At 72.6% G+C, this 17419-nt stretch carries 15 protein-coding genes and 2 pseudogenes; 8 read left to right on the forward strand and 9 right to left on the reverse strand.

The window, feature by feature from the left end; translation table 11 throughout:
- Nucleotides 1–24: 24 nt before the first annotated feature.
- From OG242_RS28455 to OG242_RS28465, 3 genes and pseudogenes are all read right to left on the reverse strand, one after another.
- The gene (locus OG242_RS28455; RefSeq protein ID WP_405900869.1) at nt 25–1623 is read right to left on the reverse strand and encodes a protein kinase domain-containing protein; all 1599 of its coding nucleotides are present in this window, start codon (nt 1621–1623) and stop codon (nt 25–27) included.
- A 174-nt stretch (nt 1624–1797) separates the two neighbouring features.
- On the reverse strand, nt 1798–2295 hold the full coding sequence (locus OG242_RS28460) for an ATP-binding protein (protein ID WP_405900870.1): 498 nt from the start codon (nt 2293–2295) through the stop codon (nt 1798–1800).
- A gap of 146 nt (nt 2296–2441) precedes the next feature.
- Nucleotides 2442–2837: pseudogene (locus OG242_RS28465) on the reverse strand (hypothetical protein); the annotation flags it as partial.
- A gap of 235 nt (nt 2838–3072) precedes the next feature.
- Here OG242_RS28465 and OG242_RS28470 point away from each other — a divergent pair.
- Both OG242_RS28470 and OG242_RS28475 read left to right on the forward strand, forming a co-directional pair.
- Nucleotides 3073–3930: a helix-turn-helix transcriptional regulator gene (locus tag OG242_RS28470; RefSeq protein ID WP_330455266.1), complete on the forward strand. Its 858-nt coding sequence runs from the start codon at nt 3073–3075 to the stop codon at nt 3928–3930.
- Complete coding sequence (locus tag OG242_RS28475; RefSeq protein ID WP_330454707.1) at nt 3927–4127, forward strand: DUF397 domain-containing protein; 201 nt, start codon at nt 3927–3929, stop codon at nt 4125–4127. Before OG242_RS28470 ends, OG242_RS28475 begins: the two co-directional genes overlap by 4 nt.
- Nucleotides 4128–4205: 78 nt before the next feature.
- On the opposite strand, the pseudogene OG242_RS28480 reads toward OG242_RS28475, so the two are convergent.
- Nucleotides 4206–4385, reverse strand: a pseudogene (locus OG242_RS28480) (hypothetical protein); the annotation flags it as partial.
- 113 nt (nt 4386–4498) lie between these two features.
- Between OG242_RS28480 and OG242_RS28485 the strand changes: the two are divergent.
- From OG242_RS28485 to OG242_RS28500, 4 genes are all read left to right on the forward strand, one after another.
- The gene (locus OG242_RS28485; RefSeq protein WP_330454708.1) at nt 4499–4939 is read left to right on the forward strand and encodes a hypothetical protein; all 441 of its coding nucleotides are present in this window, start codon (nt 4499–4501) and stop codon (nt 4937–4939) included.
- Between the two features lie 231 nt (nt 4940–5170).
- On the forward strand, nt 5171–5980 hold the full coding sequence (locus OG242_RS28490; protein WP_405900871.1) for an alpha/beta fold hydrolase: 810 nt from the start codon (nt 5171–5173) through the stop codon (nt 5978–5980).
- Nucleotides 5980–7251, forward strand: coding sequence for a SpoIIE family protein phosphatase (locus OG242_RS28495; protein ID WP_329029934.1), 1272 nt, complete (start codon nt 5980–5982; stop codon nt 7249–7251). Before OG242_RS28490 ends, OG242_RS28495 begins: the two co-directional genes overlap by 1 nt.
- Entirely contained in the window at nt 7248–7607 is a 360-nt protein-coding gene (locus OG242_RS28500; RefSeq protein ID WP_329029935.1) for an STAS domain-containing protein, read from the forward strand. Before OG242_RS28495 ends, OG242_RS28500 begins: the two co-directional genes overlap by 4 nt.
- Before the next feature lie 40 nt (nt 7608–7647).
- On the opposite strand, the gene OG242_RS28505 is transcribed toward OG242_RS28500, so the two are convergent.
- The 4 genes from OG242_RS28505 to OG242_RS28520 form a co-directional block, all read right to left on the reverse strand.
- Nucleotides 7648–8241, reverse strand: a complete 594-nt coding sequence (locus OG242_RS28505; protein WP_405901749.1) for a class F sortase — start codon at nt 8239–8241, stop codon at nt 7648–7650.
- Nucleotides 8242–8331: 90 nt separating this feature from the next.
- Nucleotides 8332–8712: a sortase-dependent protein gene (locus tag OG242_RS28510; RefSeq protein ID WP_405901750.1), complete on the reverse strand. Its 381-nt coding sequence runs from the start codon at nt 8710–8712 to the stop codon at nt 8332–8334.
- A gap of 103 nt (nt 8713–8815) precedes the next feature.
- Nucleotides 8816–10876, reverse strand: coding sequence for a sensor histidine kinase (locus OG242_RS28515; protein WP_405900872.1), 2061 nt, complete (start codon nt 10874–10876; stop codon nt 8816–8818).
- A 28-nt stretch (nt 10877–10904) separates the two neighbouring features.
- Entirely contained in the window at nt 10905–11621 is a 717-nt protein-coding gene (locus OG242_RS28520; protein ID WP_405900873.1) for a response regulator transcription factor, read from the reverse strand.
- 238 nt (nt 11622–11859) lie between these two features.
- On the opposite strand from OG242_RS28520, the gene OG242_RS28525 reads away from it, so the two are divergent.
- Nucleotides 11860–14997, forward strand: coding sequence for an Eco57I restriction-modification methylase domain-containing protein (locus tag OG242_RS28525; protein WP_405900874.1), 3138 nt, complete (start codon nt 11860–11862; stop codon nt 14995–14997).
- A gap of 121 nt (nt 14998–15118) precedes the next feature.
- Entirely contained in the window at nt 15119–16141 is a 1023-nt protein-coding gene (locus OG242_RS28530) for an alpha/beta fold hydrolase (protein ID WP_405901751.1), read from the forward strand.
- 12 nt (nt 16142–16153) lie between these two features.
- Here the strand turns inward: OG242_RS28530 and OG242_RS28535 are convergent, their stop codons facing one another.
- Nucleotides 16154–17374 (reverse strand): helix-hairpin-helix domain-containing protein, encoded by a 1221-nt coding sequence (locus tag OG242_RS28535; protein WP_405900875.1) that lies wholly within the window; start codon nt 17372–17374, stop codon nt 16154–16156.
- Nucleotides 17375–17419 lie beyond the last annotated feature (45 nt).

The following is a 17419-nucleotide window of genomic DNA, read 5'->3' on the forward strand; positions in this document are numbered from 1 at the left end:
GGGCCCGGGGGGAAGGGCGGCAGGTCAGGCGGCCGGGCCGTCGAGCCCCAGGCTGATCAGAGCCAGCGCCTCGGCGACCTCCGCGCTCATCTCGTCATCGGGGCCGAAGACCACGCACAGGTCGTCGTGGAGCGGCCGCAGGATCCGGTCCGCCTCGGCGGCCTCCCCCTGGGCGAGCAGCAGCATCCCGATGTCACGGCGCAGCTCGACCGCCTCCTCGCTCAGGTCGCTGTCGACGGACCGCACCACGGCCAGCAGGGTGCGCAGTTCGGCGAGTGCGTCGGTGGCCCGGCCGAGTTCCGCACGGCAGCGGGCGGCCTGGGCGCGACAAGCACGCGCCGACGCTCCGGTCGGCCCGTCGGTACGCGCGAACGCGTCGGCCAGGGCATCGAACTCGGGCAGCGCCGCCCGGTAGTCCCCTCCGAGCAACTGGATCGCCGCCCGGTTCCTCCGCAGGGCCAGCACCCGCTTGCTCTCCGTGCCCAGGACCCGTGCGGCGGGCTCGATGATCTCGCCGAGCACCTCCGCGGCCTGAGCGAACCGCTCCTCCTCCAGGAGGGCGTCGGAGTGGGCGTACGCCTCATCGATCTCCTCGCGCAGCCGGGCGGGAACGGGGACGGCGACGGGTGCCGGCGGGCCGGACTGCGAGCCGGTCGTGGTGGGAAGGGGACCGGCGGTGCCGGCCCGTGGCCGCGGTGCGTACGGTTCGCGGAAGATCCCCGTCGGATCGGGCACACCCGTCGGGCCGGCGTCGCCGGGTGCGTGACTCGCACCGGGCGGCGGCAGGAACGGCCGCAGCCGCTCGTACACCTCCTGCACATCGGCGGGTCGTGCCTCCGGCGACTTCAGCAGCATCTGGAGAACGAGCTCCTCCAGGTCCTTCGGCACCTCGGGGCGCAGCAGGCGCAGCGGGGTGGGAGCGGCGTTCACGTGCTGGTACATCACCAGGTACTCGCTGTCCGCGCTGAACAGGGCACGTCCGGCCAGAAGTTCGTGCAGCACGCAACCCAGCGCGTACAGATCGGTCTGGGGAGAGATCCGTCCTCCGCGCACCTGCTCCGGCGCCATGTACTGGTAGGTGCCGACGGGACTCCCGGTCGCGGTCAGCTTGGTGACGTCGGTCCGTAGTATGGCGGCGATCCCGAAGTCGAGGACCTTCACCGTCCCGTCGCGTGCGACCAGGATGTTGCCCGGCTTCAGGTCGCGGTGAATGACCGGAACCTCGTGGGCGTGCGACAACACGGTGGTGACCTGGGCCGCCACAGCCGCCGCCCAGCTGACCGGAAGCGGGCGCTCCGGGTGGATGCAGGCGGAGAGCGGCATCCCGTCCACCAGCTCCATCACCAGGAACAGCCGGTCGTAGCTGTCGTCGAGCACCGCGTCGTACACCTGCGGCACGCCGGGGTGCTGGATACGCGCGGTGATCCGCGCCTCGCGGCGGAACCTCTTGGCGAACTCCTCGGCCAGCTCCGGGGAGTCGGCCACGACCTGTGGCCTGATCCGCTTCACCGCGATCGGCCGGTCCAGCACCTTGTCGTACCCCCGCCACACGTCCCCCATGCCGCCGTTGGCGAGCGGTTCGAGGAGCTCGTACCGACCGGCGATCGGCTGCTGCTGCGGCACAGGGCCCCCGTGTGTGCGTACGTGCGGGTGCGGACCCGGGCACGCGCACGAACAGCGCGTGCGGACGGGCCGGGCTCCGGCGTCGTCGGAAGCAAGTCTCTCCGGAAGAGTGATCTCCGGTCCACCCGGTGCGCGGCAAGCCGTCGCGGAGGGTTGCTTTCCGGTCACGGGGCCTTACGCGGACGGCACCTCCACCACGGCCCACACCGTCTTCCCGGGCCCGTCCGCGCAGGGGAACCAGCCCCAGCGGTCCGTCATTGCAGACACCAGGAGGAGTCCCCTGCCTCCCTCTTCGTCCACGTCGGGCCCGGCACCCGGCGCCGCGGCGGGTGGCTGCACGGGGAGTCGCTCGCCGCGCGTGTCGGTGACCTCGACGCGCAGGGCGCCGCCTTCGGCAGACAGCCGCAGCCGGAAGTCCCGCCCGGGCACGTGCCCGTGGCGCACGGCGTTCGCGCTCAGCTCGGCGACGACCAGCGTCACCGCGTCGTGCGTGTCACTGCCGTACGGAATACCCCAGGCGTCGAGCCGTTCCCCGGCCAGGCGGCGGGCGAGCCGGGCGCCGCGGGGCGTGGAGCTGAACCGCATCTCGAAGTGGTGCCAGGGGAAGCGGGACGGGGCGGGGTGTGGGGGCTGGGCGGTACGTACGGGGAGGGGCGCCGGGTTACTGGTCATGTCCCCACGCTCTCGCCCCGTCGCCGGGTGTGACCACGGGTGACTCGCGGTCACGACCGGCTTGTACGCGGTGGGCGTCGGACCTGTACGCGGTCGGGGCAGGCTGTGGCGCGAGGGGTGACCGCGGGAGGCCGCAGCGCCCGCGGTCAGCCCGCCTGGGCGGCCAGTGCGGGGAACACGACCACCGATCCGTCCCGACCGCGCGCGATTTCAATGGCCACGTCCGTCGCCCGGCCGCCGACCGCGGCACCGTCTCCCAGCCTGCGGATGTGGTGCGCCGCGCGCATCAGGCGGTCGACCTCACCGGTCGTGAAGACGGGGCGCAGGCCGCTGGGGCGTGCCAGCTCCAGTACCGAAAGCCCTACGAGGACACCGGCGATTCCCGACTCCAGCTCATCGAGGCGCTGTTGGTCGGCCTTGAGGACACGCGCGAAGTTCTCGAAGAGGTTGTCGGGGTCGCTCAGGGTGTGCTCGACGGCCTGCAGAACGACGACGCGCCGTTTCAGCGCGATGGCCAGGGCCGCGAGTTCGAGCGACAGCCTACGGCCGTTGCTCGGGGTGACGGCCTGCACTTCGGAAACACCCATTGGGGGGAACCACCTGAGAAGCCCGTGCAGGCGGATCGGCGGGTGATTACGGTGCCCGAGTGGGACGAGCCGAGACGGGCGCTGCGGTTCGGAGTTCCCCCCATCACGAGTGCTGTGGTGCTGAGTTGGGACATAGACGTACGCGTACGTGGGACAGGCGGTGGTGGTGATGGCGCTGGACGGGACAGGGATGGAGCCGGGGGCTGAGGTGGGTGGTGAGCCCGCGACCGGGAAGCGGCCGGAGGGCAAGCAGGAGAACGGGGTGGCGGTCGCCTTCGGACGGCAGCTGAAGCTGCTGCGGATTCGGGCGGGCCTGGACCGGCCGGAGTTCGGGAAGCGGGTGGGGTACGCGGCGCAGTCGATCGCCTCGTTCGAGCAGGGGCGACGGATTCCGCAGCCGGAGTTCGTCGACAAGGCGGATCCCGTGCTGGACGCCGGGGGGCTGTTGTTGGCGTTGAAGGATGAGCTGGCGCGGGCGCAGTATCCGGCGTTCTTCCGGGATATGGCGCGGTTGGAGGCGGAGGCCGTTGAGCTGTGCGCGTATGACACCCACATCGTCAATGGCTTGCTGCAAACCGAGGAGTACATGCGTGCTGTGCTTGAGATGCGCCGGCCGCTCCTCGATGAGGAGACGATCGAACTGCGCGTGAGTGCACGCCTTGCGAGGCAGGACATCTTCAACCGCTGGCCGGCCCCTCTGCTGAGCTTTGTGATGGAGGAAGGCGCACTGCGCAAGCACCTCGGCGGCAAGGCTGTGATGCGCGGGCAGCTTGAGCAACTGCTTCTCTTCGGCGCGATGCGCAACGTGGAGCTGCAGGTGATGCCACTCGATCGCGAAGACAACGCCGGGGTGGACGGACCGTACACCGTGATCACCAAGCAAGGCGGAGAGCAGTTCGTCTACATGGAAGTCCAAGGCCGCAGCAACCTGCTGACCGATCGGGGCGAGACACGACTGGCCGCTGCGCGCTATGGGATCATCCGGAGTCAGGCTCTCACTCCGCGAGAGACGCTGGAATTCATCGAGAAGTTGCTGGGAGAGCTATGAACACCACCGATGCTCCTGCCGCACCGGAGCTGACTTGGTTCAAGAGCAGCTACAGCGGTGCTGAGGGCGGCCAGTGCTTGGAGTTCGCTGCGGCGCCCGTCCGCGTCTACATCCGCGACTCGAAGCAGGCCAGCGGTCCCGTGCTGACCGTCGGCACCAGCGCGTGGACCGGGTTTGTCGGGCTCGTCACGGGCTGAGCCACGCTCGTACAGGAGGGTCCCGTCGCCGTGCCGGATCGGCATCGCGGCGGGACCCTTCTACGCGTGCAGGCGGGGCTACTCGTCCACGCCCTCGTCCCGGCGGATCATCCGCCACGCCGCCCGGCGTGCACTGCGGTCCAGGCTGGAGCGGAAGTTCTTGTCGGGACCGAAGTACTGGCGCCCTATCCCGGCGGTCGTCTCGATGTGGTCGGCCATGTTGTCGGCGAAGGCGCGGTCGAAGACCTTGCCGAAGTTCGCCGCCCGGCCCCCACCAAGGCCCCTACTTCACCGCCGCCGTCCCGCCGGCCCTTCCGCCCCGCAAGCCGTCGCGGGCCAAGGCGTGGCTGACCCACGGGGCGGCCGCCCTCGTGGCGCTGTTCATCGGGGTGGGCATGGGCGCGAGCGGTGGCTCGGACACGGAGGCGGACGACGCGAAGGCGAGCGGGCCGGCGAAGCCCGGCCCGACCGTGACGGTGACCGGAGCGGCCAAGGCCCGTCCCGCGCCGACCGTCACCAAGACGGTGACGGCGAAGCCCAAACCTCCGAAGAAGACCGCGGCCCCCGGCCCGGCCACGAGCTTCAGCGGCGACGGAGAGTACCTGGTCGGCGAGGACATCGCGGCGGGGACGTACAAGACGTCCGGGGCGGAGGGTTCGTTCGGCTGCTACTGGGAGCGGGCCAAGGACGCGAGCGGGGAGTTCGGGTCCATCATCGCCAACAACAACCTCGACGGACCGGGGCGGGTGACGCTCAACAAGGGCGAGTACTTCAAGACGAACCGGTGCGCGGAGTGGAAGCGGACCGGCTGAGGGGACCCGACCCGAGCGAGGGAGCCCGCGGCCGGCGGCCGGGTGCCTCGATCGCCGTGACGAAGGCCGGCTTCCGGCGGTCAGCGGCTGTGTCGCGCGGACGTGGCAGGGAGGGTGCCCCGCCGCGGATGTCCTGGCCTCCGGCCCCCGGCGGATACCGGTCGTCGCCGACGGGCAGGCGGGGCGGGGCACAGCGGTCCTGGTGGTCGGCAGTCTGCGAGGATGGCGAGTATGGACGTGCGGAGCAGGAACCACGTGAAGGTGAGCGGCAGGGCCGGCGGGCCGGTGGTGATGCTGGCGCACGGGTTCGGGTGCGACCAGAACATGTGGCGGCTGGTGGTGCCGGAGCTGGAGCGCCACTTCACCGTGGTCCTCTTCGACCACGTCGGCGCGGGGAATTCCGATCTGTCGGCGTGGAGCCGGGAGCGGTACTCGCATCTGGACGGGTACGTCGACGACCTGCTGGAGCTGTGCCGGGAGCTGGCACTGGGCCCGGTGGTGTTCGTCGGGCACTCCGTGAGCGCCATGATGGGCGTTCTGGCTGCAGCGAGGGAGCCGGAGGCGTTCGCCGGACTCGTCCTGCTGGCTCCTTCGCCCTGCTTCGTCGACGACCCTGACGCCGGGTACCGGGGCGGGTTCAGCGCCGAGGAAATCGACGAGCTGCTGGAGTCCCTCGACGCGAACTATCTGGGCTGGTCGGGGGCCATGGCTCCGGTGATCATGGGCAACCCGGACCGACCGGAGCTGGGCGACGAACTGACGAGCAGCTTCTGCCGGACCGATCCGGAGATCGCCAGGGTCTTCGCCCGGGTGACGTTCCTGTCCGACAACCGCGCCGACCTCGCCAAGGTCGCCGTGCCCACCCTGGTCGCCCAGTGCTCCAGCGATGCGATCGCCCCGCGCGAGGTCGGAGTCTTCATCCACACCCAGATCCCGGGCAGCCGGCTGGTCACGCTGCACGCCACCGGACACTGCCCCCAGCTCGCCGCTCCCGAGGAGACCGCCGCGGCGATCGTCGCCTTCGCGGGAGCCACCCGGTGATGAGCAAGACCGACGACGAGGAACACGGCGGTGAGAGAGAGGACGAGGAGCCCGTGGACGACCGGGCACAGTTCTCCGCATTGCTGGAGGACAGCGTCGAGGACCTGTACGAGCACGCTCCCTGCGGCTACCTGTCCACCCAGTTGGACGGCCGGATCGCGAAGGTCAACGCCACCCTGCTCGACTGGCTCGGCTACCGGCGCGAGGACCTGGTGGGCCACAAGCACTTCTCCGAGCTGCTCACGGTCGGCGGCCGGCTCTACCACGAGACGCACTTCGCTCCGCTGTTGCGGATGCAGGGGGAGATCAGCGGTATCGCCCTGGAGCTGAAGGCCGCCGACGGTACGCGTCTGCCGGTTCTGGTCACCTCCACGGTCAAGAAGGGCAGCGACGGGCAGCCGCTGCTGATCCGCACCACGATCTTCGATGCCCGGGACCGCCGCGCCTACGAATCCGAGCTGCTGCGGGCCCGCCAGGAAGCCGACCGGGAACGCGACCGCCTCCAGGCGCTGGCCACCACCCTGCAGCAGACCCTTCTGCCGCCGGCCCTCGTGGACGTCCCCGGCCTCGACGTCTCCGCGTATTACCATCTCGCATCCGCCGACGAGGTCGGCGGCGACTTCTACGACCTCTTCCCCCTCACCGACGGTACCTGGGGCGTGTTCCTGGGTGACGTGTGCGGCAAGGGCGCCGCCGCCGCGGCCGTCACCTCCCTGGCCCGCTACACGCTGCGCGCCACAGCCGTCTACGACCCCGACCCGGTAGCCGTCCTCGGCAACCTCAACACGGTCCTCAACCACGAGTACCAGGGCACCGACCCCCGGTTCTGTACCGTCGTCTTCGGGCTGCTCACCCCCGACCGCCTCCGCGGCGGCTTCCACATCACCCTGGCCAGCGGCGGCCACCCCCCGGCGCTGCTCATGCGCGCCGACGGCACAGCCGACTTCCTGCCCACCCCCGGCGGACAGCTCATCGGAGTCCTGCCCGACGCCCACATCGCCACCACCACGGTGCACCTCGCCCCGGGCGACACTCTGCTCCTGCACACCGACGGCCTCACCGAAGCCCACACCAACGCCGCCGCAGGGGGTGGAGAACGCTACGGCGACGACGCCTTCCTCGACTTCGGCCGTGCACTGGCCCCCACCACCGCGTCGGACACCATCAGTGCGGTCCGCGCACTGCTCGACACCTTCGGCACAGGCGTCGACGACGACACGGCCGTCCTGGCCATCCACGTGCCCCGGCCCTCCAGTGAAGAGCAGCAGTGACCAAGCAACTGACCCTGAACACCCGCACCACCCCGGCCGGGCCGGTGGTCGAACTCTCCGGAGAGCTCGACCACCACACCGCACCCGAGGTCCGCGCCGCGTTGCCGGCTCTCCGCCTGCAAGCCGGGCAGCAGCTCGTGTGCGACCTCGGTGCCCTCACCTTCTGTGACTCGACCGGCATCACCGTGCTCATCGCCGCCCGCAACCACGCCCTGGCCGCGAAGGCGAGCATCGTCTTCGTCGCGGTCCCCGACCGCGTCAGCCGGATCTTCCACATCGTCGGCCTGGACCAGGTCTTCTCCACCTGCCCGACCGCCCAGGACGCCGAAGCCGCCTGGCGGCCCCCGGCCGGCTGACTCGCCGTCGCGCAGCCCGGCAGACGTCGAACCCCGCCCCTCACTTCCGCTTCGCGTAGACGATCAGGTTGTCCACCGGGTGGCCGTTCGCGTCGAAGGCGCCGTCGCAGGTGATCAGGCGCAGGGCGCGGTCCGTGGTGCGGCCGTAGACGCGGGCCGTGGGGAAGGCGTTCTTGCTCACCGTTTCACGGGCGGTGACCTCGAAGTGGGTTGTGCTGCCGGCGGCGTCCCGGATCGCTATGTCCGCGCCCTTGGTGATCTTGCGGAGGTCGTGGAAGACCGCGCGGCCGTAGCGGGTGTCGTTGTGGCCGATCAGGACCGCGGCGCCGGGTTCGCCGGGGACGGCGCTGCCCGTGTACCAGCCGGTGGTCATGCCCTTGTCGGCCGGGGGGACCTCGACCGTGCGGTCCGGGTTGAGGCCGAGGCGCATGACGTCGGAGCTCACGCCGAGGGACGGGATGGAGACGTGGGCGGGGGGCTCGGCGGTGGCGGTGGGGGCCGGGTCGGCGGCGGCCGTCGAGGAGGGCGGGGGGTTGGACGCGGAGGCCGAAGGGGCCGGGTCCACGCCCGAGCAGGCGGTCAGCGCGGCGAGCGCGGTGAGGGTCAGGGCGGCGGCGACAGGGGTGCGGGGCAGCATGGGAAGGGGCTCCAGGGCTTGTACGACGGCAGTGGCGCCGCCCGGTCGAAGGGTGGCGCCACTGCTGGTCATCGGCTGCGGGACGGGTCAGCCGTCGCGGCGGGCGGTACGGCGGCGGAGGACGATCGTCCCGGCGCCGCCCAGCACCAGCGCGGCGGCCGCGGAGCCCGCGATGGCGGTGGTGTTGTCGCCGGAGGTGCCGGCCGGGTGCTCACCGGCCGCGACACCGCCGCGCGGTGCTTCGGAGGGCACCGCCGAGGGCGCCTCGGTCGGCTCGGCCGAACTCGCGCGGGACGGCTCGGCCGACGGTACGACGGTCGGCTCGGCGGACTGCTCCGCCGGGGGACGGGTCGGCTCGGCCGACGGCTTGGCCGAGGAGTCGGCGAAGGCCGCGGTGGCCGGTACGCACACCGCGCCGGCCGCGACGGCGGCGAGGAGGGCGGTGCGCAGGGTTGTGCGCAGGGGCATGGGCAGGCTCCGTTCCGGATGGGCCTCGGGGGCGGCCGCGGTGCGGGTGCGCACCGCGGTGCGAGGCATGCGGACAGGCTCGCGCCAAGTTGTGAGGAAGCTGTCAGACCGTTGTGTTCATCGCATCAGGGTCGTCCGGAGTACCAGGGGTCTTGGCGTCGGCCGGGAGGCGGAGCGTGAACACCGAGCCCTCACCCGGCGTGCTCACCGCCGTGGCCGAACCGCCGTGCGCCTCCACGAGCTTGCGCACGATCGCCAGACCCAGCCCGCTGCCGCCCGTGCGACGGCTCCGGGACTTCTCGCCCCGCCAGAACCGGTCGAAGACATGGACCAGGTCGTCGGCCGGGATGCCGCTCCCCGTGTCCGCGACGTCCACCAGCACCGCGTCCCCGTCCTCGGAGCCGTACGCCCCCAGCGTGACCTCCCCGCCCGCCGGGGTGTGACGCACCGCGTTGGACACCAGGTTGCCCACGGCCTGCCGCAGCCGGACCGGGTCGGCCGTCAGCGGCGGCAGGGGGAAGTCCGGTGGCTGGACGCGTAGCGCGACGCCCGCCGCGTCCGCCCGGGCCTGGTGCGCGGCGGCGACCTGGCCGAGCAGCTCCGCCACCCGTACCGGTTCCGGATGCAGCCGCAGCGCGTCGGCGTCGGCCTGGGCCAGGTCCTGGAGGTCGTCGATGATGTGCTGGAGCTGGACCGCCTCGGTGTGCAGGAACTCGATGAACGCCGGGTCCGGATCGGCCACCCCGTCCTGCGCCGCCTCCAGCCAGCCCCGGATGTTGCTGAGCGGGGTGCGCAGTTCGTGGGCGACGTCGCTGACCATGGCCTTGCGCTGGGCCTCCAGACGGGCGCGGTGGGCGGACATGTCGTTGAACGCGGCGGCGAGCCGCCCGATCTCGTTGTCCGCGGCGACCAACACGGGCGCGGTGTCCTCCCCGTCCCGCATCCGCTGGGCTGCTCCCGTCAGGTCCCGCAACGGGCGTACGAGACGGGCGCCGACGAGCACCGACGCACCGACGGTCAGGGCGAGCACCAGGGCCGCCGCGCCCGCGATCCGCGCCGTGTTCGCCGGTGAGAGGTCGAAGCCGGGCACGGTGGCGCCGCCCGGGTCGCCGATGAACAGCAGCGCGGGGGAGGCGACGTACGAACCGAGCTGCTCCCGGCGGGCCGTGCCCACGCAGGAGGCGACGGCCCGGTCATCCGCACTGGTGGCCGCCGCCTGCTGGTCGCCGGGGCCCGGCACGGTCGTGGGTACGGGGCTCGACTCCTCGCGGGGCGCTTCGGTCGCCCGGACGCTGGGCTCGGCGGACGGCGGCAAAGTGGGCACCGCCGCCGCGGGCACCGGCACCGCCTCCGCCGGTACGGGCTCGGACGCCTGGCCCCACGACAGGCCCAGCTTGAGGTGGACACCGTCGCGGCCCTGGCGCTCCAGGCACGCGTCGGCCAGCTGGTTGAGCGCCTTCAGGGCCTTCCGCTCGGTGGCCGTCGGGGTGTCCAGCGCGTCGACGGCGCACCGGGTGCCCTGGATCCGCTCGGGGTCGTTGCCGCCCACCACCTGGATCAGGGGCCGGCCGCTCGCGCCCGCCACCACGTCCGCGGCGATCCCGAAGTCGCCGAGGCAGGCCACACCCCGGTCCGCGATCTTCCGCAGCCGGGCCCGCTCCGACGCCGGCAGCCGGAACGGGCCCACCGCACGCGGATCGACCCGGTCCGTGGTCGTGCCCGTCACCCCGGCGCCCTCGGAGGCCAGCGCGGTGTCCACGGACAACGGGTCGACCACGGCCGACGCCTGGGCAGGGAGGGCCGCCGCGTCCGGGGCCGCCGAGTCGGCGAGCGGGGCGCGCCCCTGGGTCGTCAGGGCGATCCGCCGCCCGGACTGCTCGGCCAGCTCACGCACCGTCTTCTCGACGCCGTCCCAGGTGGGATGAGCCGCCGCGTATCCGAGCAGCCGGTGGTAGATCCGGGCGTCGGCGGCCAGATTCTGTCCCTGCTCCTGGCGGATCGCGCCGGACGTCGTCTGCACGGCGAGCCAGGCGGTCGCCGCCACCGAGCACGCCGCGACCAGGGCCGAGACGGCCAGCAGCCGGGCGAACAGGCTCTTCCGCAGGGGTACGGGCCGCCGCGCACCCGTACCGGGAGAACGCCGCGCGTCACGAAGTCGCCGCACGGGCCGCCGCGCACCGGTACCGGGAGCGCTACGAAGTCGCCGCACGGGCCGCCGCCTTCGCCGGGTCCGTCAGCTTGTAGCCGACACCGAAGACGGTGAGCAGCCGGGCCGGCCGGCGCGGGGCCGGTTCGATCTTCTTGCGCAGGTTCATCACGTGCACGTCGACCGTCCGGTCGCTGATGTACCGGTCGAAGCCGTGCAGTTCGGCGAGGAGCTGCTGCCGCGAGAACACCCGGTCGGGCTCGGCGGCGAGCGCGGACAGGATCCGGAACTCGCCCGGCGTGCACTCCACGGCCCGCCCCTCCACCGACACCACGTGCCGGACCGGATCGACGACCAGCGCCCCCACCCGCAGCACCCCCGCATCGTCCGGATCGCCAGCCGCGGCGCGCCGGTTGCGGCGCAGTAGCGTACGCACCCGGGCCATCAGCTCACGCGGGCTGTACGGCTTGGTCACGTAGTCGTCGGCGCCGAGATCGAGGCCGAGCAGGAGGTCGTCCTCCGTGGTGCGGGCCGTCAGCATCAGCACCGGCAGCTCGCGGTGCTCCGCGCGCAGCACGCGTACGACGTCGAGGCCGTCGGCCCGGGGCATCATCACGTCGAGGACCAGCAGGTCCGGCTCCTGGTGCCGGACCGCGTCGAGCGCCGCGAGGCCGTCGGGGGCGACGGTCACCCGGTGGCCCTCCCGTTCGAGGTAGCGGCGGAGGAGTTCGGCCTGATTCTCGTCGTCTTCGGCGACGATCACGTTTGCGCACACCTGATCGATCGTAGAGGGGCCGGCTTCCGTACCGCAGGGCCCTCCACCGCCCGCCCCGGGGCGCTGGTCGGGACGGCCGACGCCGAAGGCGGCCTGGCAAGTGGTCTCTCGGCGCCCCTTCCTCCTCGTATACGCTTTCCGGGCCCGGCGCGGGCCGTCATGGGTGCGACCGGCCTCCGCGCGCACCCGCCCGCCTCCCCACCGACTCCGCCGGGAAGTCCGCCTGATGTCCGCCACCGCCAGCCGCCGGACCCGGCCACCGGACCGGCTCCGCACGGGCGACCGGCTGCGCAAGGGCGTGCGGACCGCCCTCACCGCCCTGGGCACCGGCTTCCTGCGGCACCCCGCCAACACGCCCCTGCGCGGGACCGCCGACGCCCACGCGCTGTACGACGCGCTGCTGCGCCTGGTCTTCCGCCTCCTGATCGTCTTCGTCGCCGAGGACCGCGACGCCCTGCTGCTCCCGGACGCCAGCGGCCACGCCAGGGACCGGTACGCGGGCCACTTCTCGTCGGCCCGCCTGCGCGCTCTCGCCCGCGAGCGGCGCTGTACGGAGGACGCCGAGCTGTACGCGGGCCTGCGGACCGTCCTGGACGCCCTCGGTGACGCCGACGGCCGCCCCGAACTGGGCCTGCCCGGCCTCGGCGGGCTCTTCGGCGCCACGGAGGCCGATGCCCCGCTGGACGGCCTGGCCCTGGCCGACGAGCACCTGCTGGCCGCCGTGCGCCACCTCTCCCAGGTCCCGGGCCCGGGCACGCGCCGCTCGCGTACGGTCGACCACCGCGGCCTGGAAGCCGAGGAACTCGGCTCCGCCTACGAGTCGCTCCTCCAGCTCGTCCCCCGGATCGACGCGGCGGACCGGACCTTCGCACTGGTCGGGCTGCCCGGCAACACCCGTAAGACGACCGGCTCCTACTACACCCCGTCCGCGCTCGTCGAGTGCCTGCTCGACGCCACGCTCGACCCCGTGCTGGACGCCGCCGTCGCACGCGGCGAGAAGGCGGCCGCCGGGACGGACGCCGCCCCGTCCGAGGCCGTCGCCCGGGAACTACTCTCGCTCACGGTCTGCGACCCCGCCTGCGGCTCCGGCCACTTCCTGGTGGCGGCGGCCCGCCGCATCGCCGCCCGGGTCGCCGCCGTGCGCGAACACACCGCGGAACCGGCCCCGGAGGCGGTCCGCCGGGCCCTCCACGAGGTCGTCGCCCGCTGCGTCCACGGCGTCGACCTCAACCCGATGGCGGTCGAGCTCGCCAAGGTGTCGCTGTGGCTCGAGGCCCTGGAGCCGGGCCGGCCGCTGGGCTTCCTGGACGCCCGCGTCAAGCACGGCAACGCCCTGATCGGTGCCACACCGGGCCTGCTGCGGCACGGCGTCCCCGACGAGGCGTTCACCCCCGTGGCGGGCGACGACAAGGGGTGCGCCAGGGCGCTGAAGAAGCGGAACAGGGCCGAGCGGGCCGCCCCGCGCGACGAGGCGGGCCAGGTGAGCGCACGGCAGACCGCCGACGCCTGGTGCGCCGCGTTCCTGTGGTGCAGGACGGCGGACGCCCCGCCGCCGGTGACCGAGGCGGTCCTCCGCGGCCTGCGGGGCGCCCCCCGCGCCACCCACGAGGAGATCGCCCGGCTCCGCGACCGATACCGGTTCTTCCACTGGCACCTGGAGTTCCCCGAGGTCTTCGGCGCCGGCGGCTTCGACTGCGTGCTGGGCAACCCGCCGTGGGAGCGCATCAAGCTCCAGGAGCAGGAGTTCTTCGCCCAGCACGACCCGGAGATCGCCGCCGCCAAGACCGCCGCCGCCCGCAAACGCCTGATCGCCGCGCTGAAGGACGACCCGGAGCGGGCCGCCCTGCACACCGGGTTCGAGGCGGCCAAGCGCCGGGCGGAGGGGACGAGCCACTTCCTGCGCGACAGCGGGCGGTTCCCGCTCACCGGGCGCGGCGACATCAACACGTACGCCGTCTTCGCCGAGGCGGGCCGCGCGCTGACCGGCCCGCGCGGCCGGATGGGCATGATCGTGCCGACGGGCATCGCCACCGACGCGACGACCCGGTTCTTCTTCAAGGACCTGGTGCTCACGGGCGCGCTGGCCGCCCTGTACGACTTCGAGAACGCGGCGCCCGCCTTCCCGGACGTCCACCGCTCGTTCAAGTTCAGCATCCTGTCCCTGACCGGGCGCGCCCGGCGCGAACCCGCCGCGCGCTTCGCGTTCTTCCTCCGCGACCCGGGCGAACTCGGCGACGAGGGAAGGGCGTTCACGCTCACGCCCGAGGAGATCACGCTCCTCAACCCCAACACGGGCACCTGCCCCGTCTTCCGCTCCCGCCGCGACGCCGAGATCACCCTCGGCATCTACGAGCGGGTCCCCGTCCTGATCAAGGAGGGCGACCCGGACGGCAACCCGTGGGGTGTCACCTTCAAAACGATGTTCCACATGGCCAACGACTCGCACCGCTTCCGCACCCACGACGAGCTGACGGCCACCGGCTGGCAGCCGGCCGGAAACGCCTTCGTCCACGGGGACCGGACCATGCTGCCGCTGTACGAGGCGAAGATGGTCGACGCCTACAACCACCGCGCGGCCGACGTGGTCAAGAGCGCAACCGCGGTGAAACGCCAGAACCAGCCCTCCTACCTGACGGACGGCGCCCGGGCCTCGGCCACGCGCCTCGCCGTGCCCGGCACCTGGGTGGACCGGGCCGCCACACCGCCCGACGCCCCGCCCGGCTGGCTCGCCTTCCTCCGTATCAGCAGCCCCACCAACCAGCGCACCATGATCTCGGCGATACTGCCCCGGGCCGCGATCGGCGACTCCGTCTTCCTGCTGCGCACCAGGAACTCACGGGACAGCGCCGCCCTGGTCGCCCACTTCAACTCCTTCGTCTACGACTACGTCACCCGCCAGAAGGCCGCCGGGCTCAACCTCAACTTCTTCTACATCCGCCAACTCCCCGTACTGCCGCCCGAGACCGCCCGCCGCCATGAGGACTTTTTCACCCCGCGCGTCCTCGAACTCACCTATACGGCCCACGACATGCGCCCCTTCGCCGCCGACCTGGGAGACACCGGGGCCCCGTTCCGCTGGGACGAGGAGCGCCGCCGCCACATCCGCGCCGAACTCGACGCGTTCTTCTTCCACCTCTACGGAATCGGCCGGGCCGACACCGGACACATTCTGGACACCTTCCCCATCGTCCGGCGCAAGGACGAGGCCCGGTACGGCGGTTACCGCACGAAGGACCTGATCCTGACCGCGTACGACGACATGGCCGCCGCCGGCCTCGCGAAGGGCGGCCCCTACACCTCCCCGCTCGGCCCGCCGCCGGGGCAGGGGGCGCGCCACCGGTGCCCCGCTCCGCCCGGAACCTAGTGGAAATGCGCTGGAAATACGCTGAGGGGGAGGAGCTTCGGAACCCTCACCGCATGAGCCACATGAGCCGGTAAAAACGGGAGGCGATCTCGTGCTCAGCTCCGCAGCACCCGCGCAGCACCTGCCCACGCGGACCAGCCCGCCGCAGCAGCCGGACGACGTGGACGTGCGCCTCAGGTTCCACACCGTCCACGGATACCGCCGCGCCTACCGGATCGCCGGACACGGCCCGGCGATCCTCCTCATCCACGGCATCGGCGGCTCCTCGGCGACCTGGGAGCACCTGATCCCCGTACTGGCCCGCACCCACACGGTCATCGCCCCCGACCTCCTCGGCCACGGCGCCTCCGACAAGCCGCGCGCCGACTACTCGGTCGCCGCGTACGCCAACGGGATACGCGACCTCCTGGGCGTCCTGGGGATCGACCACGCCACCCTGATCGGCCACTCCCTGGGCGGCGGCGTGGCCATGCAGTTCGCCTACCAGTTCCCCGAACACACCGAGCGCCTCATCCTGGTCAGCGCCGGCGGCGTCGGCCGCGAGGTCACCAAGGTCCTGCGCGCGGTGTCGCTGCCCGGCGCGGACCTCCTGCTGTCGCTGCTCCGGCTGCCCGGCATGCGCGGCCACATGGGCCTGATCACCGGCCTGATGAAGCTCATGGACACCGACATCGGCCAGGACGCCAAGGAGATGCTGAACGTCGTGGACGCCCTTCCCGACGCCACCTCCCGCGCCGCGTTCATCGCCACGCTGCGCTCGGTGGTCGACTGGAAGGGCCAGATGATCACCATGCTCGACCGGTGCTACCTCACCGCCGGCATGCCCACCCAGCTCGTCTGGGGCTCCCGCGACAGCGTCGTCCCCGTCCGCCACGCCCACCGAGCCCACGCCGCGATGCCGGGCAGCCGCCTGGAGATCTTCGAGGGCGCAGGCCACTTCCCCTTCCACGCCGACCCGGACCGCTTCTGCGCCCTCGTCGACGACTTCATCAACACGACCACCCCGGCCGGCTGGAGCGCGGAGCGCTGGCGCGTGCTCCTGCGCGAGGGCCGCCCCGGTCCCACCCTGGGCCTGGTCGGCGCCGCGCACCAGCGCGCGGTGGTCCGCGACCTGCGGCTGGTCAGCGAGCGCAGCGCCACGTGAGGGGGCGCCCCCTCACACAACGGTGGTGTGCGCGTCCCTCGTGACCTCCGCGAGCACCGCGTAGTAGTCCCGAGGGCGCCGCTCGAAGTCCGCGCGGGTCGACAGCGCGTCCAACTCGCCGGCCGGTGTCCGCAGCAGGTCGACCGAGGTCTGCCCGAAGCGAGGTGCGAGGCCGTCGCGGTCCGCCTCGTCCAGCAGGTGGCGGAGCCCGGCCACGGCGGACCGGGCGCGGCGGCGCCCTTCCCGGTCCGTGCGGAGCATGGCGGCGTAGCCGGAGGCGGGGGAGGCACCCTCCAGGAGGGGTGCCAGCCGGGTGCCGATCGCCTCGGCCGCTGCCGCCGCCGCCCGTCCTTCGGGACCGGCCTCCACCAGTACGTGCAGGGCGGTGATCAGCGGGTCCGTCCGGGGATCGGACCGGCCGTCGGAGAGGCGTACCAGCACGTCGGCGCTCAGCGCGTCGGCGGTGCGCCGGGCGGTGGCGACCGCCTGCTCGGCCGTACGCCGTCCGACGCCGGGCAGTTCGCCGAGCCTCCACACGCCCGCGTCGAGCACGTCGCGCACGGTGCGTACGCCGGCCTTCTCCCATTCCCTCGTCCGGAACCGGTGTTTGTCGTCGTCGCGCAGCCGGGTCACGGGGATGCGGCCCAGCTCCTCGTGCACCCGCTTCCGCTGCAACGGCGCCCATGCCTCGCGTACCGCTTCGACGGCCCGCGCGCGGTCCTCCTCGACCCTGGCGGCCGATGCGGCCAGCCGCCGGGCCCGGTCTACGACGCCCGGGCGGACGCCGCCCAGCCGGGCCGCCGCACGGATGTTCCCGCCGACGAGGGCGACGGTGACCAGCGGAAGGCCGAACAGGATCAGCTTGTCGGAGAGTGCGATCCGTTCGTCGAAGACCTCGTCGTCCTGGCCCAGGACGTACAGCTGCCCCTTGTCGGAACCCTCCGCGACGACCCAGCCGGAGTCGTAGCCGTGACCGGTACCGGGGTCCCAGTCGGGTGCCTTCAGCATCGGATCGCGGTCGGCGTCGCACTGGTACGCATCCTCACGCGAGCGGTGTCCGAAGGGGTCCCTCCACTGTACGGTGCACGTCCCGTCGCGCTTCTCGGTCAGCACGGTCAGTTCGACCTGGCGGAGCTCCGGCATCTCCGGCGCGGCCGCGTAGACGATCGCGGAGCCCGTGATGAGCAGGAGTCCGAGCGCCAGGATCCAGCGGAAGAAGGGTCTGTGTCCCACCTGGCGTCCCTCGTGTCCTGTCGGCGGTGTGTGCTGCGTCCATAT

This window comes from Streptomyces sp. NBC_00727, from assembly GCF_045161745.1.
Classification (GTDB): Bacteria; Actinomycetota; Actinomycetes; order Streptomycetales; family Streptomycetaceae; genus Streptomyces.